We start from the raw sequence: 24,947 nt of genomic DNA, 5'->3' as shown, positions 1-24,947 counted from the left end.
GATATCGGCATGTTTCCGATAAGGAATAATGGTCCCTGAAGGAAATGCAAGCATATTTTTGGTGCATTCGTATCTTCTCCGTGCTACGGGGCAAAAAACAGGAAACCGCGCGGAGGCAGCGTCGTGAACGGCGATCTATTTCGCAGCAAGAATGAAGACCCGGCCGTCGCAGGGCCGGAAGAACCGGGGCACGGCTTCCACCCGGAGCAGTCGGTCGGCGCGCGGTTACGAGCCATCCGGCAGGCACGGCGCTGGACCCTGGAAGAGGCCAGCAAACGCAGTTCTGTCGGGCGCTCCACCCTGTCCAAGATCGAAAATGATCTGATGTCGCCAACCTTCGATCTCCTGAAGAAGATCACTCGCGGCATGCAGATCGATCTCGTGGAGCTTTTCGACGAGCGGCAACAGGAGCTGGAGCCGCGCGGGCGCAGGAGCATCACCCGCAGAGGCGAGGGAAAAGTCAATCTAACCCGGGCCTACAGCCACGAGTTGATCGCCACTGACATGAAATCGAAGCGCATGCTGCCGTTCCGCACAACGGTCAAGGCACGCTCCCTCGACGATTTCAGTGGCTGGGAGCGCCACGACGGCGAGGAAGTGCTGATGGTCGCGTCGGGCACGGTCGAGGTCCACACCGAGTATTATGCGCCGACGCGGCTCGAAGTCGGCGACTCGATCTATTTCGACAGCCGCATGGGCCATTGCGTGATCTCGGTGGGCGAGAGCGACGCAGAAGTCCTTTGGGTCAGCTCAGGCGCAATGTAGCACTCCGCGTACGCTTCGGCTGCTGCCGGCCCCCGAAAAATTACAAAAAAACAAAGAGATGGCGCGCTCTGGCGATGCGCTCCTGCGCCAGCGCGGCAACGTTTAGCCTTACTCCTGCGACAGCAACTTGCCTGCGATGGCCCAGTCTTCGCGAGCTTTCTCGTCGAAGACAACAGTCACGTCTTCGGGCTTCGAACCGAAATGATCGACGAGCGCGGCCGTCAGCGCCTCGGCTGCCTCGGCTTTTTGCTGCCGGCTGCGACCCTTCAGAAACGATACACGAATAACGGGCATGCCTTTTCCCTTCCTGGAGACCGGTCCATAATCCTCCTAAGCGCGCAATCATCTCCTTGCAACAGCAAAAATTTCTGATAGGAAACATTTGCATTTAAAGATGGAGATTATTTCGATGACTCTTACCGTGCAGGTGCTGAACTTCGGCAACATTCGCGGCGACTGGACCGCGCAGCTCGCCGGCCGCAAGCAGGGCCGCCGCGTGCTCACGCCGACCAACGCGTTCCTGATCCAGGGCGGAAAATACCCGGTTCTGGTCGATGCCGGCACGCGCAGCGTCGAGGCCCTGACACGCCTGCCGCTCGGGCTGGAAACGGAATTTGGGCAAGAGCACAGCCTGGAGGCGCAGCTTGCGAGCCATGGCGTTCGCCCCGAGGATATCGGGATGATCATCCTGACCCATCTTCATGTCGACCACGCTGGCTATCTCGACCGTTTCCCGATGGCCACCCCGGTCATGGTCTGCCGCAGGGAACTCGAATTTGCATTCAGCGGCGCCAGCCCGATGGATTATGCGCCGGAAGATCTCCATCACATCGTCGAGCGGCTCTATACGCCGGGCGCGCTTGGCATGTTCGACCTGTCCTTTGGTGAGCGCGCGCCCGTCATGCCGGGCATCAGCGTCGTGTGCCTGGCCGGCCATACACCCGGCAGCATCGCCGTCGTCGTCGAGACGGAAGCCGGCGCGGTCTGCATCTGTGGCGACGTCGTCTACGACGTCCACGGCACGTTCGTCGAACGGACCGGCCAGACCCATGCCTTCGAACCGCAGACCTCCGGCAATTTTGCAACCAGTCGGGTCGAGGAAAAGCGCGCGATCAAGCTGGCCGCAAGTCTCGGCCGGTTCCTCTACCCCTCCCACGACCACCACGGCGCGGTCATGGAAGACGGCCAGATCGTCGGGCGCATCGGCCGCACCATTCCCGGTCCGCTGCTCCCGCTCGACCCGCGATACGCCACAGCGCCTTGATCGATCGCAGGGCTCGCGGCTGCCGTGGCAGCATCCCATGTTGCGGCAGCCGGGCCGAGCCAGAACGGGAGCTGGCAGCCGTGCCTCTCCCAGCGGTCATCTTGAGCACGAAGGAACACCGCAGGGAAATGATGACATCGAATCGCGGCTGATTTCGCTTAGTGGGGCATCAAACGCGCCGCATCCTGGCTCGACATATTGAGCACAGGGGTGCGTAGAGAACGTGAACGTGCAACAGGCCCCTGCACAGGGCTCGTGAGAACGGCTCAGTTTGCACTTCTCGCCTTTCCGCCGCAAAGGCTGAACGGGAGTCCTGATCCCTTTTGACTTTCGTCAGCGGCCATCGGATGGCCGCGTTCCACGTTTCGGTCATACAGAGTATCGGATCGACCCCTGGAAGCCGACGGTCTGCTTGGGTGTGACGCACGATTTGTCTCAGGGCGCTGACGTAGCGACCTTGGTCTGGACGAGGCGATCTCGGGCAGAGACTTTTAGACCGCAACGTCACGCAGTTTTCGCCACCCTCCCTCAGGCTCCCCAGAACGGCAATCTTTCTATTTCAAGCTGGCGACGACCTCAGCCAGCACTTCGGCGCCCAACGCCAGGTCCGCCCTGTCGGTGTCTTCAGCAAAATCGTGGCTGATGCCGCCCTTGGAAGGCACGAACAGCATGGCCATGGGAAGAACGCTCGATACATTGGCCGCATCGTGAAGAGCACCAGAGGGCATCCGGCGCCAGAGTCCCGGGGCCAGATGCTCGGCGGCTCCTGCCATGGCCTCCACCAATGTTGCGTTTGACTGTGTCGGCGCGATCAGATCGCAGCCGAAATGCTGCCATTCGAGACCAAGGCTGCCAGCTGTCTCACGCGCGGTGGCGTAGATGATCTCTGTCATCCGGTCGAGCCGTGCATCGTCAGCGTCACGCCACTGGATTGTGAAATCCGCGCGGCCCGGAACGATTGAATTGGCGTTCGGATGAAGATCGACATGTCCGACAGTCCATACGGTCGCTGGAGCAGCCACTTCCGCCAGCCGGTCGTTCACCACTGAAACGAAACGGTTCAAACCCTGAAAGGCGTCACGGCGCAAACGCATCGGCGTTGTGCCCGCGTGGTTCTGCTCGCCGAGAAAACGCATCTTTTCGGTTCGGATACCGACGATATTCTCCACAACACCAATGCTTTCGCCGGCAGTATCAAGCACCGGCCCCTGTTCGATATGGATCTCTAGGAATGCCGAGAAGCGATCTGTGGGGACCTCCCGTGCGTCAGGTAAACCGGTGCGCTCCAGTCGAGCCTCCCCGAGGCGAAGACCCGCGCCATCGCGGCATTCATCGGCTTCTTCCAACGACATCAGGCCCGTCCAGACGCGACTTCCCGGTAGCGTCGAAAAGCGTCCCTCCTCGTCCTGGAAGGACACGCAGGCGACCGGAGGACCGCCGTGCTCCAGGCTTGCCCGAGCGATCTCAAGCCCAACGATGACCCCATAGGCGCCATCCAGCCAGCCGCCCTCGGGCTGGGTATCGGAGTGCGAGCCGACCAGAATGCATTTTTCGTTTCCAGGCGGCAGGCCGAAGACGTTACCGATGGCGTCGACAGAAACCTCCAGCCCCGCCTCTTCCATCCGTTCGGCCAGCCATATCCGTGCTAATCGGTCGGCTTCGGAATAGGCCGGACGGACCACGCCGGTTTTCATCGCACCGATACTGCGCAGCGTGTCCAGATCGGCGAGCATGCGCTGAGTATTTATCCTGAAACGGGCCATCGTCGATCTCATCCCTCTGAAGAGGCCGCAGCCCCTCTCCCGAAACGCCACAATCCTGCAGCTTTAAGCCTAGCCTGTCCAATATTGCGGAGAAAGGTTCAAGATGGTTAGTTCACTTGCCGATTTGCGCAAGTGTGAGTTCGAATGGCCCGCTTTCTGACTTCCAGTTACGACGTACGCCACCTGCGTACATTTCTCGCCGTCGTCGAGCATGGCGGCTTGTCTTCCGCCGCCTATCGACTTGGCGTGAGCCTTTCCAGCGTCAGTCGTGACCTAACTGCTTTTGAGACGCGGCTCGGCCTTGAATTGTGCCGGCGCGGCCGCTCCGGCTTTTCGCTCACGCCGCAGGGCGAGGACGTCTACCAGGCAGCGGTCGGCTTGCGTTCGGTTCTGCAATCGTTCGAGGAAACCGTAGAGAACACGCGCCAGTCCCTTGGCGGCACCCTGATGCTCGGCACCATAGACAGCGTAATCACCAATCCGAATGCGGGAATAGTGTCGGCGCTGGCGAGGATGCATCGCATGTTCCCGGAAATGCAGGTCAATGTCAGCATGCACACGGTCTCGATCATCGACATGTATGTGCGCGACAGTAAGCTGGATGTCGGGATTACCGGTCAACCCGAAGGGCTGGAGCAGTTGGTTTACGAGCCGGCCTTCGTGGAAAGCCATCAGCTCTACATAGCCCGCCATTCGCCCTATTTCGACCTCGCCCGCCAGATGGGCGACAAGCCGCAAGGCCATACAAGGCCGCGCGTGCCCTACATCGCGCGGGAGTACCGTACGGATATTTTCAAGCCGTTCGAACGCGAATATCCGTTTCAGGTCGTGGCCCGCGGCAGCACACTCGAGGCCATTCTGGCCTCCGTTCTTGCCGGCGTCGGATGCGCGCTCCTGCCCTCGCATCTGGTGCAGAGCGCGGGCGATGCCCAGATTGTCGAAATCAAGACACGGCATACGCCCATCGATGTCCAGTTCCATTTTGCCTATCGGCGCGACGCAGCCAAGCGTCGCGCGATCCGAGCCATGCTCGACTGCTTCCGCAAACGGTAGCGGCCTCCCGGTCTCCATACTCCATCCTTCACTTGCAGTTTATGCAAGTTCGATTGCGTCCTTTGAGCTTTTGCCAACATCGATTTCGGTGAACGTTCACGAACCTTGCAATGTATGGAGGAATGCATGGCTGCTTCGATGTCGGTGACTTCACCCCTGGACCAGATCCATGTCGAGTCCGAATGGGCTCCGCTCAGGGAATGCGTCTATGGATCGCCTGACACCTGGGTTCTGCCAGTCTTCCTCAGCGACGTGAAGCTGCGCGCCCAGGGCGAGTTCGGCGAGTTCTGGGCAAAGAACCAGGGTCGCGACGTCAAGGATGCCTCCCCCGAACTGTTTGCCGAATTCAACAGCCAGATCAACGGCGCGATCGGCCTTCTGGAAAAGCATGGTGTGAAGGTTCATGTGGCCGGCGAAATCAGCGCCAGTAACCGCAAATATCCGCGCGGACAGGACCATGGCGTTTCAACGCCCTGGATGCGCGACCCCTTCGTGACCATCGGCAACAATGTCATCGAACTGGCGCCGCGCAGCTTCTTCCATCGACGCCAGCGCTTTGCCATCCGCGAAATCCTCGCTGGCACCATGGATCGCGGCGCGCGCTACTTCTCCCAGCCGGACGGAGGGGCCGACGACTATAATGAAGGCCCGGGATGGGGATATCTGGAAGGCGGCGACGTCTTCGTGCTTGGCAAGGATATTTTGGTCGGCAATTCCGGCGGCTGCAGCAATCCCGAGGGCGCGCGCTGGCTACAGCACATGCTGGGACCGGACTATCGCGTCCAGACGGTCAAGATCGACCCGATGTTCCCGCATCTCGATTGCGTGCTGATGACGCCGCGCGAGGGCGTCGCCGTCGCCTGCATGGAGGCGCTGCCCGACGGGCTGCCAGCCTTCATGAAGGACTGGGAGGTCGTTGCCGTTCCGAAGAGCCTCGCCAAGGGCCATATGGGCTGCAACAATCTCGTGCTCGACGACCAGACCGTCGTCGTCCCCTCGGAAGAGGCGCTAGACCCGGTGGCGGAGGCGCTTGCCGCCCGCAAATTCGAGGTCATTCGCATTCCCTATCGCGTGCCCTGCATGGCTGGCGGCTCCTTCCGCTGCGCTCATCAGCCGCTGATCCGCGTCTAGGGCATTTCCAGCCGAAACGGAATCGCTCCGGATCGGACAACGCGGAAAAACAAAGCACGAGAGTGCGCGCGGAAACAATCGCGCCGACATCGGGCGGCGCGGCTCACCCAACAATAGAAAAGAGATCGGGTTCATCCAGCCCGCAATCGGAGGAAAATTCATGCGGAAACTTGCGTCCATTCTGCCCGCCATCGCGGTGCTGTCGTGTGTAACATTTGCGTCGGCCAGCCTTGCAGCGCCGAACGAAAGGCTTCCCGAAGCGATAAAGGCGTCGGGGGTGCTGGTGCTCGGCACGACATCCAGCATCGGCCTGCCCTGGACCGGCATCGAGGAAGGCACCAGCGACGTCTATGTCGGCGTTGAACCCGACCTCGCCGCCGAGATCGCCAAGCGTCTCGGCCTGAAGCTCGAAGTAAACAACCTCGGCTTCGACTCGCTCATTCCCAGCCTTGAAGCCAATCGCATCAACCTCATCATGTCCGACATGCTGGATACGCCGGTCCGCCAAAAGAAGGTCGATTTCGTCGATCACATCATGGGCGGTTCCGCCATGATGCAGAAGACCGGTTCCGAGCAAAAGATCGCGTCCCTCGACGACGTCTGCGGCCTCAAGGCTTCGGCGTTGCGCGGCTCCATGGAATCGCTGTCGATCTCCAAACAGTCGGAAAAGTGCGTCGCCGAAGGCAAGCCCGCCATCGAAGTGCAGCTCTTCCCTGACACCGGCGCGCAGATAACGGCCCTCAACAGCAATCGCACCGATGTGGCGATGAGCGACCTCATCTATGTCGGCATGCTCGCCAACAAGCAGCCCGAGCAGTTCACGATGGTCGGCGAGCCGTTCAACTTCGGCCCGTGCGGCATCGCTGTCCCGAAGGACTCGCCGCTCGGTCCGCTGATTGCTGAAACCCTCGATGCGATGATCGCCGACGGTACCTATGCCGAGATCATGGAGCGAAACGGCTTCGTCCCGCAGTCGTACGTCACCAAGGCCGTCATAAACGGCGGCGTGGACCGGTAATGGCCACGTCCGGCAAACTGGCAGGGCTGCCGTCCGTACTCACGGACGAGCAGCTTGCATCGGCGCGGCTTTTGCCGCGCAGGCAGCCATGGACCTGGGTCGCGGCCGTCATCGTCATCCTGGTGCTTGCGAACGCGCTCTATTCGATGCTCACCAATCCCGGCTTCGGATGGCCGGTCGTCGGCGAGTATTTCTTAGCGCCGCAGGTCATGGCGGGTCTCTTCACCACTCTGATGCTCACCGCGATTTCGATGACGCTGGCACTGTTGCTCGGCATCATCGTCGCAGTTTCGGCTGCCAGCAGCAACCCGGTCCTGTCATCGGTCGCCAAGGGTTACATCTGGATTTTCCGCGCCATTCCGCTGCTGGTCCAGATCATCTTCTGGTACAATCTGGCAGCGCTCTATCCGAAACTGGGCTTGGGCCTCCCCTTCCTGCCATCGATCGTCGAGTTCGACACCAACAGCGTGATAACGGCTGTCAGCGCGGCCATCATCGCAATGTCCCTGAACGAAGGCGCCTACATGGCCGAAATTGTCCGCTCGGGTCTCAACTCGGTGGATTCGGGGCAACGCGAAGCCGCCCGCGCACTCGGCATGTCCTCCTGGGATTCCTTCCGGCGCATCGTGATGCCTCAGGCTATGCGCGTCATCATTCCGCCAACCGGCAACGAGACGCTGTCCATGTTGAAATATACCTCGCTGGTAAGCGTCATCGCCTTGCCGGACCTGCTCTATTCAACGCAGCTCATCTCCTCGCGCAACTTCGAAGTCATCCCAATGCTTCTCGTCGCCAGCCTCTGGTACCTGCTCGTCAGTACGATCCTGATGATCATACAGTCCGGTATAGAGCGGCACTTCGCAAAATCGGTGGTGCGTCCATGAGCGGTTCTGTGGTCAATCCAATCCGCGCGCGCGGCATCCGCAAATCGTTCGGCGCACTGGAAGTCCTGAAAGGCGTCGATCTCGATCTGGCCAAGGGCGAAGTACTGTGCATTCTGGGCCCCTCAGGCTCTGGCAAGAGCACCCTGCTGCGCTGCGTCAACCATCTGGAACGGCCGGATGGCGGCATGATCGAGCTGAACGGCGTGCCGATAGGCTACCGCCTCTCGGGTACGACTTTCCACGAACTGCCTGAGCGCGAAATACAGAAGCAGCGTGCCGCAATGGGCATGGTGTTCCAGCGCTTCAACCTGTTCCCGCACCTGACGGCGCGCCAGAACATCATGGAGGCGCCGCGCCGGGTTCTCGGCCTGTCGGCGGCCGAAGCGTCGCAGCGCGCCGAGCGCTTGATGAAGCAGGTCGGCCTTGCCGAAAAGATTGACACCTATCCGGGTGCGCTTTCCGGCGGTCAGCAGCAGCGGGTTGCGATTGCCAGGGCACTCGCGATGGAGCCCGCGGTCATGCTCTTCGACGAGCCCACATCGGCGCTCGACCCCGAACTGGTGGGCGAGGTTCTCGACGTGATGCGTTCTCTCGCCGACTCCCACGCGATGTCGATGATCGTCGTGACCCACGAGATCGGTTTCGCCCGCAGCGTCGCCGACCGCGTCATGTTCATGGATGGCGGCGTCGTGGTGGAACAGGGCAAGCCGCAGGACGTGCTGGCAAACCCTGAGCACGAACGAACCCGCGCCTTCCTGCGCAGAATCCTCGAATAACATTCCGGAGTACAAACTATGCTCGCCCCTTCATTTCCGACTTTCCTCGGTGCTGATAGCAGCACCGATCCCGCTGGCGTCAAAACGCCCTACGCCTTCCTCGGCATACCCTACGGTCCTGCATACGAGGCCTGGGAGTTGTCGGCAGCCGCCGACGCCGCCGACAAGGTCCGCGCCGCGGCAGTGGCACATGCCTATACCCGCTTCCTTACCCACTGGAATTTCGACATAGGCGAGCCGCAATTCGAGGACGGCAAGCCCAACCTGACCGACCTCGGCAACATTGCCGGCAACGTGCGGGAGCCAGAGCGCATGGTGGAGGACGCGGCAGTCGTGCTCGGCCCGCTTATCAGGGCCGGCGTGGTCCCTGTGGTGATCGGCGGCATGGATTCGGTGCCCCCCATGCTCGTCGCGCCCTTCGAAGGCCACGAGGACATCAATCTCCTCCAGATCGACGCCCATATAGACTTTCGCGATGAGATAAACGGCCGGCGCGACGGATTCTCCAGCCCGATGCGGCGCATCCGCGACTATTCCTGCGTCCACGATCTTGTTCAGGTCGGAGCACGCTCCATCGGCAGCGCACGACGGCAGGAAGTCGAGGCCGCGTTCAAGGCCGGCAACAGGATCGTGACAGCCTGGGATGTGCATGAGAATGGAGCGAAGTGGGTCGCGGAATCACTCGACCTTTCCCGGCGGTGGGTCGTCGCGCTAGATTGCGACGGCATGGATCCGACGGTCGCGCCGGGTGTCGGCGCGATAGAGCCGGGCGGGCTGACCTTCATTCAGACGGCGATCCTGCTGAACCACCTGGCCCGAAACAATCGGTTGGCCGGCATCGTCTTTACGGAGTTCCAGCCGGCAAGGGACGTGGGTGACACGACCGCGCACACCATCGCCCGCCTGATCCTGAATATTCTTGGGATGCAACGCCAACCGGAGCGCATCAGGCCAAAGTAGCAGCCAGAGGCGATGTTATGTTGACGGACGAATCTTATGCAACGCTGACGGCGGCATTCGATTGAGCTAGTCGGCGGCAATGATCCGCCCCACAGAGCGGGTTCGACCACCAGTGAAATCCGGTGGTCGAGCCTAGAGCAGTCGATCGACGTCTGCTTTGCGCCCCCGTTTCGGTCATTCAGAGTATCGGATCGAGCTCCTGGAAGCCGACGATCTGCTTTTACAAACAGGGAAATGCGGCTTGCGGCCGGTGCCCGAATGCCGGAAATAAAGGACAATCTCGAAACCGGCTCCTGCTGCTTCGCCGCCGGCTCGAAGAAAAGCAGGCGCCTATACGCATCGCCCGGTGGGCAGAGGCCGCGTTCGCCTGGAGGCGGAAGGGCGACTCGTCCTTGAAGCTCCCGGAGAGTAGTGTGCTTCAGGTTTGGCGGCCGAAGATGCGGCCGGGCAAACCAGGCTTGATCCGACGTTCAACCGGCTCTTTGCTCTGCGCCCCTAACCGCCAGATCAGCCAGAGCGAGGGCTGCCTCTCGTGTTCTGGCGGCTGCGATAAAACGGCCGTTGTGGCAGAAGCTGGCGCCTTCAACGCCAGTTGTCGCCTCGAGGTCGCTCCCGGTAAGTCCCGCCCAGGCCTCGGGTAGATCGGCACGCAATTCGAAGCCCTCCTCGGCGCGGCGAATTCCGGTCAGGCACCAGTCGGTCTCACGCGGATGGACGACGAACAGCAGATGATCCGCATCTGCCTTGACGATGGCCGGCCGAAACGGCATGCCCATCGGCAGCTCGAGAACGCGGCTCTTTCCCGCAGTCTCGATCGCCCGCAACACCAGCGCTTCGGCACGCATTTTGGCATGTATCCCTTCGATTTTCGCCTCGACGAAACTGCGGGCTACCGCCGCCGCCGCAAGAAATGCCCGATCGGTCGCCTCTGGATCCCGCTCGTCGAAGACAGGTTTCAACGTCTCCAGTAGAGACGGCAAGGTCAGGCTGGCCAGTAAGCCGGCGCTGTCCGGGCTGAGTGCACCATTGTCGACAAGGTCGACCGGCAACACGAAGCTCGCATCGAAAGCGGCATGCACCGTCTCGATAAAGCCGTCGGGGACAGAGAGGGCGGACAGATAATCGCGCCCGAAATGTTTCCAGATCAATCCGAACGAACTGAAGGGCCGACCGTCGTCGCGTTGCGGTGCTCCACGCTGGTGATGGTCGAAGATCCGGGCGACCGCATCGTAGGCGCCACCGACATCGTAGACGATACGATCAGCGCCGGCCGCGATCCATTCGTGCGCCCTGCTTCGAACCAGCCGCGCTTGCGGGAAAAGCCGCGTGAGGACGACGGTGGACAAGACTTCGTCGGCATGAAAACCGCCGGAATGCGTGACGAGGAAATCTGGAGTCATGCCAGGACCTTGTGTTTGAAAATTCTGCCGAGCGGCAAATAGCCAGTTTCCGGCATGATCTCAATCGACTTCCTGCAACCGCGAGAACCGTTGCCGCCGGCCTGACGACGCCGCCCGCGAGCTGAAAGAGACTGGATCCTGAACCTTTCCCCCGGCGGCCTGCCGCCTGGCACCGCAAACTCAACGATCGCGATGCCTTAGTTGTCGGTCCGTCGCTAAACCAGCCGTTCATGTCCCAGCGATTTGTGCCCACAGGTTCATCGCTGCGGCGCGCAGCTCGCGATTGTGGCTGTTCGCCGAACACTCCATGCCATGAATTATCCGACTTTTGCGTAGCCCGCAGTGCACGCCAACTGCCGTGAGCTATTTTTTCAACGGCGGCCTTAAGCGCTTGACATACGGTATACCGTATTTACTAATTGGGGAGGAGATACACCGCAACGAGTGACACAACGGGGGAGCAGATGACCAATTTGACAGGCAACGTCACCGGTTTAGCGTCAATGAACCTCAGCCGGCGCAGACTTCTTCAAAGCGCAGCGGCTGCAGGTCTTGTGAGCGTCTTACCGCTTCGGGCGGCGGCCCAGGGGACCCCTGAAGGTACTCTGGTGTTCGGCAATGCCGAACCGCCAACTTCGAACTACTGGGATCCTGCCGCCGGCTTTGGTCTCGTGGACGAGCAGGTGGCATCGCTGGTGCATGATTCCCTGCTCTCCTTCGGCGAAAAGGGCGAGATCACCCCCGGCCTCGCGACGACCTGGGCCATCAAGGACGATCGCACCGTCGCCCTGACTCTGCGCGAGGGCGTCACCTTCCACGACGGCACGCCTTTGACGGCCGAGGACGTCAAGGCCACCATCGATCGTCTTGGAGAGGGCAAGCTTGCCCAGTCCATGGTCGCGGTGCCGGGGATCTCGGTCACTATCCTGTCCCCAAGCGAGATCGAAGTGGTATCACCGGAGCCGTTTGGCGTGGTGTTGAATGCCCTGGCCTTCATCAAGGTCCTGCCGAAGGCCAATATCGACAATCCCGACAGCTTCAAGACAGGCGCCATGGGGACCGGCCCTTATCGTTTCGTCTCCTACAGCGGCAACGACGTAAAGCTGGAGGCGAACGAGAACTGGTGGGGCGGCACCCCTAAGATCAAGTCTGTCGTCTTCCGTTACATCGAGGATGCCGAGGCCCGCATCAACGCCTTGCTGACCGGTCAGGTCGACATCCTCACCCGCGTGAACGCCGAGTTTCTATCGCGCGTCGAGGGCAATGCGGATTTCAACGTGAACAATCAATCGCCACCCTCGCAGATCGTCGGTCTCATGCAGCACAACGGCCCGCTTGGGGACGTGAAGCTGCGCCAGGCGGTTGCCTATGCAGTCGACCGTGAGGCGATTGCCGCCTCGGTAATGCGTGGCCTTAATCCGGTCAACTATTCGGCTCTGCCAACCACGTCAGCCTTCTACGAACCTCTGGAGCCGAAGTTTGAACACAACCCCGAGAAGGCGCGCGAGTTGATCGCGCAGTCCTCCTATCCTGACGGCGTGACGCTGCGCATGGCCACGACCACGCTCGTGCCCAACCAGCTTGAAATTGATCAGATCATTGCCGCCTCGCTGCAGCAGGTGGGCATCACAGTGGAGCTGGAACGCTTGGAAGTAGGCGCCTACCGTTCGTCCTACAACACCTACGACATGACTCTCGACACGCTGGCGGTGTTCAATAACGACCCGGATTTCGTGTTGGGTACCTACATCGGCGCCGCCGGCGAGGCGGTGTTCCATCTCAAGGACGAGACTTACGAGAAGCTGCATGCGGCCCAGCGCGCGGCGCCGGCGGAAAGCCGGGCCGAGGCGGTGAAGGCGGCTGCGCAGTATCTTTGGGAGAACCAGATCACCTTCTTCCTGACCGACGAGATCTGGTACTCGATCGTCAACAAGCGGGTGAAGGACTATGTCCGCGCGCCGCTGGTTGGCGAGAACCTTGTCCCGCGTGCAACACGCACCTGATCGTTTGCGCGGGGGGCGTGTGACAGGCACGCCCTTCCGCCCACGAGGTTTCCATGAAGTTCTACATCCTGCAACGGATCATTCAGGCCCTGGTGGTCGTGTCGGCCATCACCGTCGCCGTGTTCGTGGTCCTGCGTCTTTCAGCTGGAGACCCGGCGCGCATCCGTGCGCCGGTGTTCGCGCGACCCGACGTAATCGAGCAGTATCGACGTGATTTCGGCATCGACAGGCCTATCGTTGAACAACTAGGCTCCTTCATCTCAAGCGCGCTGCGCGGCGATCTTGGCATGTCGTTTCGCTTCCAGGCACCGGTGAGCGAGCTGATTGCTGTTGCCCTTCCGAAGACTCTGGCGCTTGCTGGCGTTTCCCTTGCGATATCGCTGGTTCTGGCTGTTTTCCTGGGCGCGATGGCCGCTACTCGCCCGCGATCGGTCTGGGCAGTTTTGAGCACGGTTCTGGCCACGCTCGGCCAGTCGGCTCCGGTATTCTGGACCGGGGCGCTGATGGTGATGCTATTCGCTGTCAATTTCGGATGGCTGCCGGCCGGAGGCTACAATGGCCTTTCCAGCCTGATCCTCCCGGCGATCGCGGTGGCGCTTTCCATACTGCCCACGCAACTTCGCGTGCTGCGCAGCTCCATGCGCGGCGTGCTCGGCGAGGAATATATCCGCACCGCGCATGCCTTCGGCCTCTCGCCGCATCGCATAACCTTCGTCTACGCCCTGAAGAACGCCTGCCTGCCTTTGCTGACCGTGATCGGCGTCGACGTGGGTTATCTATTAGGCGGCGTCATTGTCGCGGAAGTGATCTTCGCCTTTCCAGGCATTGGTGAACTCGCTCTCGTGGCGATGAAGGCTCGCGACTACCCGCTGATCCAAGGCATCACCATCATCACGGCAAGTCTCTTCGTCATCGTCAATCTGCTGATCGACCTCGCCTATGCGGCCGTCGATCCCCGCATTCGCATGGAGAAGCTATGAATATCCTCGCCATCGGAGCCCATCCCGACGATATCGAATGCCTGTGCGCCGGCACACTCGCGCTCTATGCCCAGGCGGGCCACAGGGTCGTCATGGCCGTGGCCACCAACGGCAATGTCGGTTCGCCCACCTTGCCAAGTGAAGAGATCGCGGCGGTGCGGCGCAAGGAGCAGCAGGCTTCCTGCGACCTTATCGGCGCCGAACTGATCTGGATGAATTTCGACGACGAATGGCTGATGAACGAGCGCCCCACGCGCGAGCGTTTCATCGACGTCATTCGACAGGCCGATCCGGATGTCATGTTCATCCACTCGCTGAACGACTATCACCCCGACCACAGGATCGCGGGCCAGGTGGCCGAAGACGCGCGCATCCCCGCCTCGGTGCGGTTGGTCGAAACCAGCCTGCCCGCCATCGGCAAGATCCCGCACATGTTCTACATGGACACCGTCGGCAGCGTCGATTTCCAGCCCGAGGCCTATGTCGACATTTCCCCGGTCTTCGAGCTGAAAAAGCGGATGCTCCTCTGCCACGAAAGCCAGGATAGCTGGATGCGTGCGGTCTATGGCGAGGACACCTCGATCACCGACATGATGATCGATCAGGCACGCTCGCGCGGCCATGCCGCCGGCGTCCGTTATGCCGAAGGTTTCCGCGAGGTGCGCACCTACCCTCGAACCGGTTCCTGGGCACTGCTGCCGGGGTTCGGAAAATGACCTCGACAAGCCTTTATGCCGGCCTCGATTCCGGGAGTCCGAAGGCGCGGCGCGGGGTTCTCGCCCGGCTCGAGCTGACCCCGGCGCTGGCTGCCGGGCTGTTGTTGCTTGCGGCAATCGGCGCAGCCGTGACGGCGGCTCCAATTCTGACAGCGGCCGACCCGAATGCAGTGAACTTGCTTGCCGTGCGCAAGCCGCCGTCTGCCGACCACATCTTCGGCACCGACGCCATCGGGCGTGATCTGCTGGCGCGCGTGCTGTTCGGCGGGCGTGTTTCGCTGATGGTCGCTGGCGCGGGCATGATTGGTTCGCTATTCCTAGGCACGGTTCTGGGTATGATGCGCGCTTTCGGCCCCCAACTGTTGCGCGCAGCGGTCGATCGCATGATCGATATCCAGCTCGCCTTTCCCTACGTGCTTCTCGCCATCGCGATCACCAGCGCGGTCAAGCCCTCGGTACCGGTCCTGATCCTGCTCATGGTGCTCGCGGGCTGGGCGGGCGTGGCGCGGGTCGTGCGCGCGATCGCGCTTCAGGAGCGTTCCAAGGACTACGTCAAAGCGGCAGAGGTCATCGGCGCTTCGCGGCTTCGCATCGCGTGCTTCCACGTTTTTCCAAGCGTCCTGCCCAGCCTGATGGTCCTGGCTGCGATGCAGACTGCCGCGATGATCGTCTTCGAGGCAACGCTCTCCTTCCTCGGCATGGGCATCCAGCCGCCGACCGCGAGCTGGGGCGGCATCATGCTCGAAGGCAAGGATTACATCACCACCTCCTGGTGGCTGACCACGCTGCCCGGCCTTGCCATCATGCTGACCTCGCTCAGCCTCGTGCTGATCGGCGACGGGCTTGAATCAAGGACCGAAAAACTGCGCGCAAAGGAGTCCGACGCATGACCGGCACCCCACTGCTCGAGGTCGAGAACCTGACCGTGACCTTTCCGGGCCGCAACGGGCCGTTCCGCGCCGTCGATGGCGTCAGCTTCCGGCTGGCGCCAGGCGAAAGCCTCGTCATCGCCGGAGAATCCGGATCCGGCAAGTCGATGCTGTGCCGAGCGTTGATGAACATCCAGCCGGATCCGGCAAAAGTCGGCGCCGATCGGCTGGAGTGGCAGGGCCGAAGCCTGAAGGGCCTCGACGAACGCGAATGGCGGCAGTTGCGCGGCGGCGAGATCGCCATGATCTTCCAGGACCCGACGGCGGCCCTCAACCCGCTGCTGAGTGTCGGGCGACAGATCATCGACGCGGTGCTGGCGCATCGGCAGTGCAGCCGGGAGGAGGCACGGGCCCGCGCCATTGAGGTGATGGGGCTGGCCGGCCTGCCTGAGCCCGAGCACCGGCTTTCAAGCTATCCCTCCGAACTGTCCGGCGGCATGCGCCAGCGGGTCGCCATCGCGCTCGCGCTCTCGGCCGGACCGAAACTCATCATTGCCGACGAGGCGACGACCAACCTCGACGTTTCCATCCAGGCCCAGATCGTCACGCTTCTGAAGCGGCTGCGGAAAGAACTCGGCATGGGGCTGATCTTCGTGACCCATGATCTCGACCTTGCCGCCGAGGTCGGTGGCCGCCTGATGGTCATGTATGCGAGTCAGCCGGTTGAGACCGGGGCGGTCGTCGATGTGCTGCGAGACCCCTGTCATCCCTATACCCGCGGCCTCCTGCGTTCCGCGCCCACGCTGCATTCGAGCCGTGACACTCCGTTGCGCCCGATACCGGGACAGACGCCGAAGCCGGGCACGATCGGCACCGGAGCGCCCTTCCGCGATCGCTGCCCTGTGCCGGTTGCAGGGGTTTGCGAGATCAGGCGCGCGGAATGGACGGAAGCCGGACCGGGACACCGCGTTGCCTGCAATCGCTTCGCACTGGAAGGAAGGGCTGGACTGCCATGACCGCTCCCGTTCTTGAAGCCTCCGCAATCGGCAAGGTTTTTACCGGCCGCCGCGAAGGCAAGATCCACCATCACCATGCCCTGCGACAGGTCAGTGCCAGCCTGTCAGAGGGCGAGATCCTCGGCATCGTTGGCGAGAGCGGCAGCGGCAAGACCACGCTGTCGCGGATCATGATCGGCATCGAGTCCGCAAGTTCCGGCGAGATTGCCTTCCGTGGCACGCCGGTACGGAGGCAAGCTGACTGGCGCGCGCTGCGACGCCAGGTGCAATATGTGTTCCAGGACCCGTTCACGGCGCTCTGCCCGACGATGCGGATCGGCAAGGCACTGGCCGAACCTCTCGCGATCCACGGGATCTGCCCGACATCCGAACGCCAGCAACGGGTCGCGCAGATGCTGGAGATGGTCGGTCTGCACCCTGACATCGCTGGCCGCCTGCCAGCCCAGCTTTCCGGCGGCCAGCGCCAGCGAGTCAATCTGGCGCGGGCGCTGATGCTGGAGCCGCAGGTGCTGATCTGCGACGAAATCGTCTCCGGGCTCGACGTGTCCGTCCAGGCCCAGGTGCTGGCACTGCTGGTCGAGTTGCAAAAGAAGCTCGGTCTGTCGCTGATCTTCATCTCCCACGATCTGCGGGTGATCCGATATCTCTGCGACCGTGTGCTCGTCATGCATCTGGGCGAGGTGGTCGAGCAAGGGGCGACCGAACAGGTCTTTGACGCGCCCTCTCACAATTACACCCGAGCCCTTCTCGCCGCCATTCCCGACCGCAATCGGGTGACTGACACCCCCATTTGAACAATCGGAATGCAAAATGACCGAAGATCTTCGCTCACTCGCCAATCGGCGTGCCCTGGTTACCGGTGCCGCCCGCGGGATAGGAGCGGCCATCGCCGCTGAACTTGCACGGCGGGGTGCCGCAGTGCTGTTGGTCGACATCGACGGCCCGGAACTCGACGCCACGACCGACAGTCTGTCGAGGGGCGGAGCAAGGGTTCATGCTTTCCGCGGTGACGTCACCGCCGAAGCGGAACTTGCCGAAATGGCCCGCACCGCGCAGGCCCGCCTAGGCGGCCTCGACATCCTTGTCAACAATGCGGCAATCCTCGACGCCACGCCCCTCGATGCACTGACGCGCAGCCGTTATGCCGAGGTGCAGGAAATCAATCAGAATGCGGCTCTCTGGACGGCAAAGGCCATGCTCCCGCTGCTGGCGGCCTCGCCGCATGCGCGGATCGTGAACATCGCCTCGATCCTCGGGATCCGCGGCACCACCGACAGCCTCGCCTACGCCATTGCCAAGGGCGGTGTGGTCAACATGACCCGCGCGCTCGCGGTCGACCTTGCGCCGAAGGGGGTACTGGTCAACTGCATCTGCCCCGGCTTCGTAGACACTCGCATGGCAATCCTGCCTGACGGCAGCGGCCACGAGCACGAGGCCGACTGGTTCAGGGATGTCTACATCAAATATGGGCGCATACCCTTGCGCCGCCCCGCACCGCCGGAAGAGATCGCTCGCGCGACTATGTTCTTCTGCGGCGACGATTGCAGCTATGTGACCGGCCAGATCCTGCTGGTCGATGGCGGTATTTCCGCAACTTTCTGACCTGCCGAGGTAAGCATGAAAATCACCAGAGTCGAGGCCCTTGGCCTCTTCGGAAAATCACCAAAGGGCGGATGGTCGAACGAGATCAAGCCCGAGGATTCCATCCATAGCCTGATCGTCGTCCAGACCGACAACGGGGTGACCGGGATCGGGTCCGTCTTCACCGATGCGAGGCTGGTCAAGGCGGGACTCGATCTCCTACGCCCGCTGCTCATGGGCGAAAGCGCCAACGAACCGATGCGCGTGAGCGAAAAGCTGCACCAGAACACGTTCTGGATGGGCAGAGGCGGAACATTGACCCACGTTGTCTCAGGCGTCGACATCGCGCTCTGGGACATTTTCGGCAAGATCTGCGGACAGCCGATCGCACGGCTGCTGGGCGGCAGCTACCGCACCAAGGTGCGTGCCTACGCATCGATCCTCATGGAAGAACCCGATCTCATGCGCGAACGCACGGCCTTCTTCCGTGCGCAGGGCTTCAAGGCCATCAAGATCGGCTGGGGTCCGTTCGGGCGGCGCGACAATGCCCGTCTGGACGAGGACATCGTGCGTGCCGCGCGCGAGGGTGCGGGCGCCGACTGCCAGCTGATGGTCGATGCCGGCGCCAGTGATGCCTATTGGCCGAACGGCCTGAAATGGGCGTTGAACACCGCCCGCATGCTCCATGACTACGACGTGGCGTGGTTCGAGGAGGCGCTAAACCCGGACGCGCTGGATGACTTCCGCCAGCTCAGGCTCCAGAGCCCCGTACCGATCGCGACCGGCGAATGCCTGACGCGGCGCCAGTCCTACCTGCCATGGTTCGAAGCGCGCGCGCTCGACATCGTCCAACCGGACGTGACCAAAGTGGGCGGCATCACTGAGCAGGTGCGCATCGCCCAGATGGCCAATGCCTTCGGCATCAAGTACATCGGACATGGATGGAACACGGCCGTGGGCCTCGCCGCCGACCTGCAGCTTGCCGCGGCCTTCCCCGACACGGATCTGGTCGAGTTCATTGGCGGCTCGCCCTACATCGACGACATTGTCCAGACACCGTGGGCGCTTGATGCGGAGGGCATGCTAGACATTCCCCAGACGCCCGGCCTGGGGCTGAAGCTGAAGCTCGACAGCCTGGCAGACATCTCGGCCGACATGGAAACCGTCGCACTGCTGGCGGATACATGAAACGGCTCGACCTCACCTACGGGGCGTTGACACTCCAGCTTGCCCCCGCAAGCGGTGGTGCCGTTGCAGGACTTCAGCTCTCGCGCGGCAAGGAGCGCTTTTCGCTTCTGCGCCCCCTTCCCGAGGGGGCCACGGATGCGTTGCATGCCGCAATGTTTCCAATGCTGCCGTTCGCGAACTGCCTGCGCGACAACCGTTTTGATTTTCAAGGACTGCAGTTCGAGGTCGCGCCGAACATGGGCGGCAGCCGGCTGAACTTTCACGGTTCCGGCTGGCGTCTTCCGTGGCGGGTCGAACGCAGTGACAGGAAATCCGCAACTCTGTCTCTGGAGACCGACGACGGTATTTGGCGCTATCGGGCGGAACAGCACTTCGAGCTTGGTGAGCAAGGTCTGCGTGTGTGCATCAACATCACCAATCGTGGTGAGCACGCCATGCCCTTCAGCTTGGGCCTCCATCCATGGTTTCCCCGACATGGTATCGCGCATGTCGGCTTCGATGCCTCTGGCTTCTGGCGGCTGACCCCGGACGGCGAAACCTTGGCACTCGATCTGGTGCCGGATGAAGCCGATCATTCAACTCCGCGCGCCTTTCCGCGCCGTGCCTTCAACAATTGCTACGAGGGCTGGTCCCGCATTGCCCGCATCAACTGGCCCGCGATCGGCATAGGCGTGGAGTTGCTGGCCGATCCGGTTTTCGGGCGACTGATGGTCTACAGCCCGGCAGAGGATCCGGAGACCTTTTGTCTGGAACCCCAGACCTGCGCTCCCTGCGGCTTTGACTGGCTCGACGAGGATCCCGCTCGCGGCGGCGCCCATATACTCGCGCCCGGTGAAACCCTTTCTGGTGGCTTCACTCTGGGCATCATCCACACGGCCTTGGAGACTTCCGGCAATGAGAATTGAATCTGTAGACTTCTTTTACCTTTCCATGCCGGAGGTGACGACCGCGGCGGACGGCAGCCAGGATGCGCTGGTAGTACGTGTGGCCGCGGGCGGGTCGATCGGCTGGGGCGAGTGCGAGGCCTCGCCGCTGGTCTCGATTGCCGCGTTTGTGACGCCCATGTCGCATGGCGCCTGCCGTCCGGTGTCGGCCTCAGTGCTGGGCCGCAGCCTGACCTCACCCGACGACATCCGCGCCATGGCTGCTGATGTCGCCTACAATTCCATGGATCTCCTGCAAGCGGCCCACACCTGGTCGGGGATCGAGATGGCGCTGTGGGACCTGTTGGGTAAGGTTCGGGGAGAACCAGCCTGGAAGCTTCTGGGCTACCAGAAGGCATGGCCCAAGCTGCCCTATGCCTCGGTGCTCTTCGGCGGCACCCCCGAAGAAACCCTGAACCGCGCGCGCGCGATCCGTGCCCAAGGCTTCCGGGCAGCAAAATTCGGCTGGGCTCCCTTCGGAGCCTCGCTTGAAGGCGACATCGCTCAGCTGGAGGCTGCCCGTGCCGGATTGGGCGTGGACGGAGTGTTGTTGGTCGATGCGGGCCAGGTGTTCGGCGAGGACGTCGCGGCCGCCGCCGCGCGGCTTAAGGCCATGGAGCGCTTCGAGGTCACATGGTTCGAGGAACCTTTCAGAGGGGATGCGCTCAACGCCTACAAGGCGCTATCGCAAAAAACGGACAAGGTGGGCATCGCCGGCGGCGAGGCCGCGCACACGAGCCAGATGGCAAAGCACCTCATAGACTTCGGTGGGGTGAGATACATCCAGATCGACTGCGGCCGCATCGGTGGGCTCGGGCCAGCCAAGGCGGTGGCCGATCATGCGGCGGCAAGTGGCGTGACCTATGTCAACCATACCTTCACCTCCAACCTCGCGCTCTCTGCCTCGCTGCAACCCTATGCCGGGCTCAAGGAGCACAAGATCTGCGAATATCCAACAGAACTGCGTTCCCTTGCGCGTGAGCTTACCCTGAACCGCATCACGCCGGATGCCGAGGGCCTGATTCATGTGCCCGACGCCCCTGGCCTGGGAATCGAGATCAACCCGGACGCGCTCGCAAAATATCGCGTCGAGGTCGAGATCCGCGTGCAGGGCAGGACCCTGTTCGCTTCGCCCTGCCCCCAGCAAGAGGAAAAGAAATGAATCGTATCGATCTTGAAGGCCGCGTAGCGGTCGTGACCGGAGGCGGTCAGGGTATCGGACTGGCGGTCGCGCAAAGATGCGCGTCCTCCGGCGCGAAGGTGGCGATCTGGGACATGAACGCCGAGACCGCCGTCAGGGCAGCGAACACCATCGCAGAAGCGCAAGCCTTCACGGTGGACATCGCGGATGCCTCATCCGTCGCCGCCACGCTGGCAGACGTCGAAGTGGCCCTCGGTCCGGTCGACATTCTCGTCAACTCCGCCGGCATCGCCGGCCCCAACCATCGGCTTTCGGACTATCCAGACGTCGACTGGAAACGGGTGATCGACATCAACCTCAACGGCACCTTCAACGTAAACAAGGCCGTGACAAAGGGAATGGAGGCGCGCGGGTACGGCAGGATCGTCAACATTGCCTCCATTGCGGGTAAGGAGGGAAATCCCAACGCTGCCGCCTATTCTGCCGCGAAGGCTGGCGTCATCGCGCTGACCAAGTCGCTGGGAAAGGAACTTGCGGGACAGAATATCGCGGTGAACTGCATCACCCCTGCCGCAGCGCGCACGCCGATATTCGACCAGATGACGCAAACCCACATCGACTACATGCTCTCCAAAATCCCGCGCGGACGCTTCCTGGAGGTCGAGGAAGTGGCGTCCATGGTCGCCTGGCTGGTCTCGGAAGAGAACTCGTTCACGACCGGCGCCGTCTTCGACCTGTCCGGCGGGCGCGCAACGTACTGACTGTGTCAGGGATGCACCGGCGAGCGATGCGTTGCGCCAAAGGCAGGCCAAGCCGCAGGTCGAGCTCATAAATAAAAGCCCCTGAAATCCAAAGAAAGGCGATCACATGAAACTACTTCGGCTCGAACTTGGCGGACGCATCATTCCCTGCGTTCTGGATGATCGGGGACATGCGCGCGACGTCTCGTCACTGGTGAGCGATTTCGGCCCGGAAACGGCAATGTCGCTGGCGCCAACCCTCGCCGCAGCGAACCTGTCGGCGTTGCCGGAGGTCAATCGAACCGCGGCGAAAGTATTGGCACCGCTTTCGGCGCCCCGCAACATCTGGTGCATCGGGCTGAACTACTCCGACCATGCAGCAGAATCGGGCATGCCGATCCCGGATGAGCCGATTCTATTCAGCAAGGCATCTTCCACCTATTGCAGCCCTGACGATCCGATCCTGTGGTCGGACCGGATGACCAAGCTCGACTGGGAGGTCGAGTTGGGCGTGGTGATCGGCAAGGGCGGGCTGGACATTGCCAGAGAAGACGCGCTCGACCACGTCCTAGGCTATGTTCTGGTCAACGACGTTTCGGAACGTGCATGGCAAATCGAGCGTGGCGGCCAATGGGTCAAGGGAAAGAGCTTCCCGAATTTCTGCCCTACTGGCCCCATACTCACCACGACTGACGAGCTCGGCCCGGCTGACAATCTTGCGATGTGGCTCGATGTGAACGGCGAGCGGATGCAAACCGGTTCGACTTCGAAAATGATCTTCAACGTACCCACGATCGTTTCCTACATGAGCGAATTCTGTGCACTCCAGCCGGGCGATCTGATCTGCACCGGAACGCCGCCCGGGGTCGGTCTCGGCATGAAGCCGCCGCGTTACCTGTCGCCAGGCGATATCGTGACACTTGGCATCCAGGGGCTGGGCGAGCAGCGTCAGATCGTGACGCCGCTAAACGCGAAGGGCTGAGCGGCAATGGCAAGCACACAACGTCTGGAAGGCAAGATCGCGGTGGTTACCGCAGCTGGCCAGGGCATAGGGCGCGCAGTGGCGGAGCGGTTAGCCGCAGAGGGCGCAGAGGTTCATGCAAGCGACCTCAACCCGTCGCTCCTTACGACACTAGCCTGTGCGCACATCGATACAATGGATGGGACCTGCGCCAAAGCCGTAGATGCCTATTTCGCGAAATTTTCCCGGATCGACATATTGATCCATGCCGTGGGCTACGTGCATCAGGGCACGATCGAGGAATGCGAGCCGGAAGACTGGCGCCGGTCCATGGAAATCACGCTCGACAGCGCATACCTCGTGCTGCGCGCCGCCGTCCCCAAGATGACGACCTTTGGCGGTTCGATCACCACCATCGGTTCTGTGGTGTCCTCGATCAAGGGTATGCCCCGCCGCGCCGCGTATGGTGCTGCCAAGGGTGGGGTCATCGCCCTGACCAAATCCGTTGCTGCGGACTATGTCACCAAACGGATTCGCGCCAACTGCGTCTGCCCCGGAACCGTGGCATCACCTTCGCTCGAAGTCAGAATCGACGAGCTTGCCCGGAGTACGGGCTCCCGTGAGGTCGCCTACAACTCGTTCGTCAGCCGCCAGCCGCTGGGCCGGCTCGGCACACCGCAGGAGATCGCCGGCCTTTGCGCCTTTCTGGCGTCAGAGGATGGATCCTTTATCACCGGCCAGGCGATCAATGTCGATGGGGGTATCACCATCTAATGATTGCCAAGTGCTTTTACAGACAGTGAAGTATTTGACATACGGTATACCATATGCAAACTTTGTTCTGAACCGAAGATTGACATAACTCCAACAGAAAAGGTGCATTCATGAAATTGTCCTCTATGCTGGCCGCCTGCGCCCTCGTCGCGACGACATTTGCCTCCTCGCAGATCAGAGCAGAAGAAGCAGGTCAGGACTTTCGTTTCGAGTTCAAGCCGGATTTCGCGGCCTGCGAGGGCGATGGTTCGCTGAAAAAGGCCCTGTCCGATGGCATCGTGCTGGGCATCAGCCCAAGCCCGCCCTACACCTCGATCGATCCAGCGAATGGAAAGGCTGGAGGGATCGACGTGGAGATCGTCGAGTCAGCATTGCAATGGCTGGGCGTCACCAAGATCAGCTATGAAGTTGCGCCATTTAGCTCATTGACGCCGGCGCTTTTGTCGAAGCGCATCGACATGATCGCAGCCAACATTCATGTCACGCCCGACCGGCTCGAGGTCATCAGCTTCACAGGTCCCGGTTGGTGGTATGGCCCCGCGATCACGGTTCTGGCAGGGAACCCCTCGAGCATCCAAAGCTTCGAAGATTTGAAGTCGCACAAGGTGGGCGCCATCGCCGGGTCGGCTGCAGATGAATACCTGCGCTCAATGGGCGTCGAGGTCGTGCCGTTCCAGACCGACGCCGATCAGTTCATGAGCCTCTCGCAGGGTCGCGTCGACGTCATCTTGGAAGATGATGTGAAAGTCGCCACTTTCATCAATGAGAACCAGGGAGCGGGTATCGAGATGGTAGCCGGAGTGGCAATCCCGGACGATTTGATCTTTACCTATGGCTATGGATACGCCCGCTACGGCATGCGCAAGGACGACTGCTCTCTGCGGACGGCCATATCTCATGCGTTGGCTGAGGTGCGCGGCAACGGCAAGGTTTCGGCCGTCCTGCGCCAGAACGGTCTGAGCGACCGCAACCTGTTCTATTTCCCGGTCTCAAACTGATCTTTTCACAAGGGATGGAGGCGTCGGGAAGACCCCGCGCCTC

General features: G+C 61.8%; 25 protein-coding genes. 22 read left to right on the top strand and 3 right to left on the bottom strand.

From position 1 onward, the window contains the following. The first annotated feature begins 123 nt into the window (after nt 1-123). Nucleotides 124-765, top strand: a complete 642-nt coding sequence (locus J2Y48_RS11930; protein ID WP_310417661.1) for an XRE family transcriptional regulator — start codon at nt 124-126, stop codon at nt 763-765. Between the two features lie 108 nt (nt 766-873). On the opposite strand, the gene J2Y48_RS11925 is transcribed toward J2Y48_RS11930, so the two are convergent. Then, nucleotides 874-1,059: a 4-oxalocrotonate tautomerase family protein gene (locus J2Y48_RS11925; protein WP_405030211.1), complete on the bottom strand. Its 186-nt coding sequence runs from the start codon at nt 1,057-1,059 to the stop codon at nt 874-876. Between the two features lie 115 nt (nt 1,060-1,174). On the opposite strand from J2Y48_RS11925, the gene J2Y48_RS11920 reads away from it, so the two are divergent. Next, on the top strand, nt 1,175-2,029 hold the full coding sequence (locus J2Y48_RS11920) for an N-acyl homoserine lactonase family protein (protein ID WP_310417659.1): 855 nt from the start codon (nt 1,175-1,177) through the stop codon (nt 2,027-2,029). A 554-nt stretch (nt 2,030-2,583) separates the two neighbouring features. On the opposite strand, the gene J2Y48_RS11915 is transcribed toward J2Y48_RS11920, so the two are convergent. Then, nucleotides 2,584-3,792 (bottom strand): hydantoinase/carbamoylase family amidase, encoded by a 1,209-nt coding sequence (locus tag J2Y48_RS11915; RefSeq protein ID WP_310417654.1) that lies wholly within the window; start codon nt 3,790-3,792, stop codon nt 2,584-2,586. A gap of 144 nt (nt 3,793-3,936) precedes the next feature. Here J2Y48_RS11915 and J2Y48_RS11910 point away from each other — a divergent pair, with 144 nt between their 5' ends. The 6 genes from J2Y48_RS11910 (at nt 3,937) to J2Y48_RS11885 (ending at nt 9,614) form a co-directional block, all read left to right on the top strand. Then, nucleotides 3,937-4,845, top strand: coding sequence for a LysR family transcriptional regulator (locus J2Y48_RS11910; protein WP_310417651.1), 909 nt, complete (start codon nt 3,937-3,939; stop codon nt 4,843-4,845). Nucleotides 4,846-4,971: 126 nt separating this feature from the next. After that, nucleotides 4,972-5,976 carry a hypothetical protein gene (locus tag J2Y48_RS11905; RefSeq protein WP_310417648.1) on the top strand — a complete coding sequence of 335 codons (1,005 nt, stop codon included), beginning with the start codon at nt 4,972-4,974 and terminating at the stop codon, nt 5,974-5,976. 160 nt (nt 5,977-6,136) lie between these two features. Then, the gene (locus J2Y48_RS11900) at nt 6,137-6,994 is read left to right on the top strand and encodes an ABC transporter substrate-binding protein (protein WP_310417646.1); all 858 of its coding nucleotides are present in this window, start codon (nt 6,137-6,139) and stop codon (nt 6,992-6,994) included. Further along, nucleotides 6,994-7,878 (top strand): amino acid ABC transporter permease, encoded by an 885-nt coding sequence (locus tag J2Y48_RS11895; RefSeq protein ID WP_310417644.1) that lies wholly within the window; start codon nt 6,994-6,996, stop codon nt 7,876-7,878. Before J2Y48_RS11900 ends, J2Y48_RS11895 begins: the two co-directional genes overlap by 1 nt. Then, nucleotides 7,875-8,654 (top strand): amino acid ABC transporter ATP-binding protein, encoded by a 780-nt coding sequence (locus J2Y48_RS11890; RefSeq protein ID WP_310417643.1) that lies wholly within the window; start codon nt 7,875-7,877, stop codon nt 8,652-8,654. Before J2Y48_RS11895 ends, J2Y48_RS11890 begins: the two co-directional genes overlap by 4 nt. 18 nt (nt 8,655-8,672) lie before the next feature. Next, nucleotides 8,673-9,614, top strand: coding sequence for an arginase family protein (locus J2Y48_RS11885; RefSeq protein ID WP_310417639.1), 942 nt, complete (start codon nt 8,673-8,675; stop codon nt 9,612-9,614). A 470-nt stretch (nt 9,615-10,084) separates the two neighbouring features. On the opposite strand, the gene J2Y48_RS11880 is transcribed toward J2Y48_RS11885, so the two are convergent. After that, the gene (locus J2Y48_RS11880) at nt 10,085-11,014 is read right to left on the bottom strand and encodes an MYG1 family protein (protein WP_310417637.1); all 930 of its coding nucleotides are present in this window, start codon (nt 11,012-11,014) and stop codon (nt 10,085-10,087) included. A 464-nt stretch (nt 11,015-11,478) separates the two neighbouring features. Here J2Y48_RS11880 and J2Y48_RS11875 point away from each other — a divergent pair, with 464 nt between their 5' ends. The 14 genes from J2Y48_RS11875 to J2Y48_RS11810 all read left to right on the top strand — a co-directional run bounded on the left by J2Y48_RS11875 (nt 11,479) and on the right by J2Y48_RS11810 (nt 24,904). Beyond that, on the top strand, nt 11,479-13,017 hold the full coding sequence (locus J2Y48_RS11875; RefSeq protein WP_310417635.1) for an ABC transporter substrate-binding protein: 1,539 nt from the start codon (nt 11,479-11,481) through the stop codon (nt 13,015-13,017). Nucleotides 13,018-13,070: 53 nt separating this feature from the next. Next, nucleotides 13,071-13,997, top strand: a complete 927-nt coding sequence (locus tag J2Y48_RS11870) for an ABC transporter permease (protein ID WP_310417632.1) — start codon at nt 13,071-13,073, stop codon at nt 13,995-13,997. Continuing rightward, nucleotides 13,994-14,713, top strand: a complete 720-nt coding sequence (locus J2Y48_RS11865) for a PIG-L family deacetylase (protein WP_310417629.1) — start codon at nt 13,994-13,996, stop codon at nt 14,711-14,713. The genes J2Y48_RS11870 and J2Y48_RS11865 overlap by 4 nt, the downstream gene beginning before the upstream one ends. Further along, a complete protein-coding gene (locus tag J2Y48_RS11860; protein WP_310417626.1) occupies nt 14,710-15,603 on the top strand; it encodes an ABC transporter permease in 894 nt (297 codons plus the stop codon). The genes J2Y48_RS11865 and J2Y48_RS11860 overlap by 4 nt, the downstream gene beginning before the upstream one ends. Next, entirely contained in the window at nt 15,600-16,598 is a 999-nt protein-coding gene (locus J2Y48_RS11855) for an ABC transporter ATP-binding protein (protein ID WP_310417623.1), read from the top strand. The genes J2Y48_RS11860 and J2Y48_RS11855 overlap by 4 nt, the downstream gene beginning before the upstream one ends. Then, on the top strand, nt 16,595-17,392 hold the full coding sequence (locus J2Y48_RS11850) for an ATP-binding cassette domain-containing protein (protein ID WP_310417622.1): 798 nt from the start codon (nt 16,595-16,597) through the stop codon (nt 17,390-17,392). The genes J2Y48_RS11855 and J2Y48_RS11850 overlap by 4 nt, the downstream gene beginning before the upstream one ends. Before the next feature lie 16 nt (nt 17,393-17,408). Then, entirely contained in the window at nt 17,409-18,200 is a 792-nt protein-coding gene (locus tag J2Y48_RS11845; RefSeq protein ID WP_310417619.1) for an SDR family oxidoreductase, read from the top strand. Between the two features lie 15 nt (nt 18,201-18,215). Continuing rightward, nucleotides 18,216-19,367: a mandelate racemase/muconate lactonizing enzyme family protein gene (locus tag J2Y48_RS11840; protein ID WP_310417616.1), complete on the top strand. Its 1,152-nt coding sequence runs from the start codon at nt 18,216-18,218 to the stop codon at nt 19,365-19,367. Further along, nucleotides 19,364-20,272 carry an aldose 1-epimerase gene (locus tag J2Y48_RS11835; RefSeq protein WP_310417613.1) on the top strand — a complete coding sequence of 303 codons (909 nt, stop codon included), beginning with the start codon at nt 19,364-19,366 and terminating at the stop codon, nt 20,270-20,272. Before J2Y48_RS11840 ends, J2Y48_RS11835 begins: the two co-directional genes overlap by 4 nt. Nucleotides 20,273-20,297: 25 nt before the next feature. Further along, a complete protein-coding gene (locus J2Y48_RS11830) occupies nt 20,298-21,452 on the top strand; it encodes a mandelate racemase/muconate lactonizing enzyme family protein (RefSeq protein WP_310417609.1) in 1,155 nt (384 codons plus the stop codon). Next, entirely contained in the window at nt 21,449-22,192 is a 744-nt protein-coding gene (locus tag J2Y48_RS11825; RefSeq protein ID WP_310417606.1) for an SDR family NAD(P)-dependent oxidoreductase, read from the top strand. The genes J2Y48_RS11830 and J2Y48_RS11825 overlap by 4 nt, the downstream gene beginning before the upstream one ends. A 106-nt stretch (nt 22,193-22,298) precedes the next feature. After that, nucleotides 22,299-23,153: a fumarylacetoacetate hydrolase family protein gene (locus tag J2Y48_RS11820; protein ID WP_310417603.1), complete on the top strand. Its 855-nt coding sequence runs from the start codon at nt 22,299-22,301 to the stop codon at nt 23,151-23,153. Between the two features lie 6 nt (nt 23,154-23,159). Beyond that, nucleotides 23,160-23,906 carry an SDR family oxidoreductase gene (locus tag J2Y48_RS11815; protein ID WP_310417600.1) on the top strand — a complete coding sequence of 249 codons (747 nt, stop codon included), beginning with the start codon at nt 23,160-23,162 and terminating at the stop codon, nt 23,904-23,906. 125 nt (nt 23,907-24,031) lie between these two features. After that, entirely contained in the window at nt 24,032-24,904 is an 873-nt protein-coding gene (locus J2Y48_RS11810) for a transporter substrate-binding domain-containing protein (RefSeq protein WP_310417597.1), read from the top strand. Nucleotides 24,905-24,947 lie beyond the last annotated feature (43 nt).

Source organism: Mycoplana sp. BE70 (assembly GCF_031455855.1).
GTDB lineage: Bacteria > Pseudomonadota > Alphaproteobacteria > Rhizobiales > Rhizobiaceae > Mycoplana.
This window is presented reverse-complemented; position numbering and strand designations above follow the sequence as displayed.

Bases quoted from the DNA above. Each gene is read 5' to 3' on its own strand.
- J2Y48_RS11920 (WP_310417659.1), top strand. From the start codon at position 1,175: ATGACTCTTACCGTGCAGGTGCTGAACTTCGGCAACATTCGCGGCGAC.
- J2Y48_RS11895 (WP_310417644.1), top strand. From the start codon at position 6,994: ATGGCCACGTCCGGCAAACTGGCAGGGCTGCCGTCCGTACTCACGGAC.
- J2Y48_RS11810 (WP_310417597.1), top strand. From the start codon at position 24,032: ATGCTGGCCGCCTGCGCCCTCGTCGCGACGACATTTGCCTCCTCGCAG.
- J2Y48_RS11815 (WP_310417600.1), top strand. From the start codon at position 23,160: ATGGCAAGCACACAACGTCTGGAAGGCAAGATCGCGGTGGTTACCGCA.
- J2Y48_RS11870 (WP_310417632.1), top strand. From the start codon at position 13,071: ATGAAGTTCTACATCCTGCAACGGATCATTCAGGCCCTGGTGGTCGTG.
- J2Y48_RS11835 (WP_310417613.1), top strand. From the start codon at position 19,364: ATGAAACGGCTCGACCTCACCTACGGGGCGTTGACACTCCAGCTTGCC.
- J2Y48_RS11880 (WP_310417637.1), bottom strand. From the start codon at position 11,014: ATGACTCCAGATTTCCTCGTCACGCATTCCGGCGGTTTTCATGCCGAC.
- J2Y48_RS11820 (WP_310417603.1), top strand. From the start codon at position 22,299: ATGAAACTACTTCGGCTCGAACTTGGCGGACGCATCATTCCCTGCGTT.
- J2Y48_RS11855 (WP_310417623.1), top strand. From the start codon at position 15,600: ATGACCGGCACCCCACTGCTCGAGGTCGAGAACCTGACCGTGACCTTT.
- J2Y48_RS11890 (WP_310417643.1), top strand. From the start codon at position 7,875: ATGAGCGGTTCTGTGGTCAATCCAATCCGCGCGCGCGGCATCCGCAAA.
- J2Y48_RS11915 (WP_310417654.1), bottom strand. From the start codon at position 3,792: ATGGCCCGTTTCAGGATAAATACTCAGCGCATGCTCGCCGATCTGGAC.
- J2Y48_RS11850 (WP_310417622.1), top strand. From the start codon at position 16,595: ATGACCGCTCCCGTTCTTGAAGCCTCCGCAATCGGCAAGGTTTTTACC.
- J2Y48_RS11925 (WP_405030211.1), bottom strand. From the start codon at position 1,059: ATGCCCGTTATTCGTGTATCGTTTCTGAAGGGTCGCAGCCGGCAGCAA.
- J2Y48_RS11860 (WP_310417626.1), top strand. From the start codon at position 14,710: ATGACCTCGACAAGCCTTTATGCCGGCCTCGATTCCGGGAGTCCGAAG.
- J2Y48_RS11840 (WP_310417616.1), top strand. From the start codon at position 18,216: ATGAAAATCACCAGAGTCGAGGCCCTTGGCCTCTTCGGAAAATCACCA.
- J2Y48_RS11905 (WP_310417648.1), top strand. From the start codon at position 4,972: ATGGCTGCTTCGATGTCGGTGACTTCACCCCTGGACCAGATCCATGTC.
- J2Y48_RS11865 (WP_310417629.1), top strand. From the start codon at position 13,994: ATGAATATCCTCGCCATCGGAGCCCATCCCGACGATATCGAATGCCTG.
- J2Y48_RS11910 (WP_310417651.1), top strand. From the start codon at position 3,937: ATGGCCCGCTTTCTGACTTCCAGTTACGACGTACGCCACCTGCGTACA.
- J2Y48_RS11875 (WP_310417635.1), top strand. From the start codon at position 11,479: ATGACCAATTTGACAGGCAACGTCACCGGTTTAGCGTCAATGAACCTC.
- J2Y48_RS11900 (WP_310417646.1), top strand. From the start codon at position 6,137: ATGCGGAAACTTGCGTCCATTCTGCCCGCCATCGCGGTGCTGTCGTGT.
- J2Y48_RS11885 (WP_310417639.1), top strand. From the start codon at position 8,673: ATGCTCGCCCCTTCATTTCCGACTTTCCTCGGTGCTGATAGCAGCACC.
- J2Y48_RS11830 (WP_310417609.1), top strand. From the start codon at position 20,298: ATGCCGGAGGTGACGACCGCGGCGGACGGCAGCCAGGATGCGCTGGTA.
- J2Y48_RS11845 (WP_310417619.1), top strand. From the start codon at position 17,409: ATGACCGAAGATCTTCGCTCACTCGCCAATCGGCGTGCCCTGGTTACC.
- J2Y48_RS11825 (WP_310417606.1), top strand. From the start codon at position 21,449: ATGAATCGTATCGATCTTGAAGGCCGCGTAGCGGTCGTGACCGGAGGC.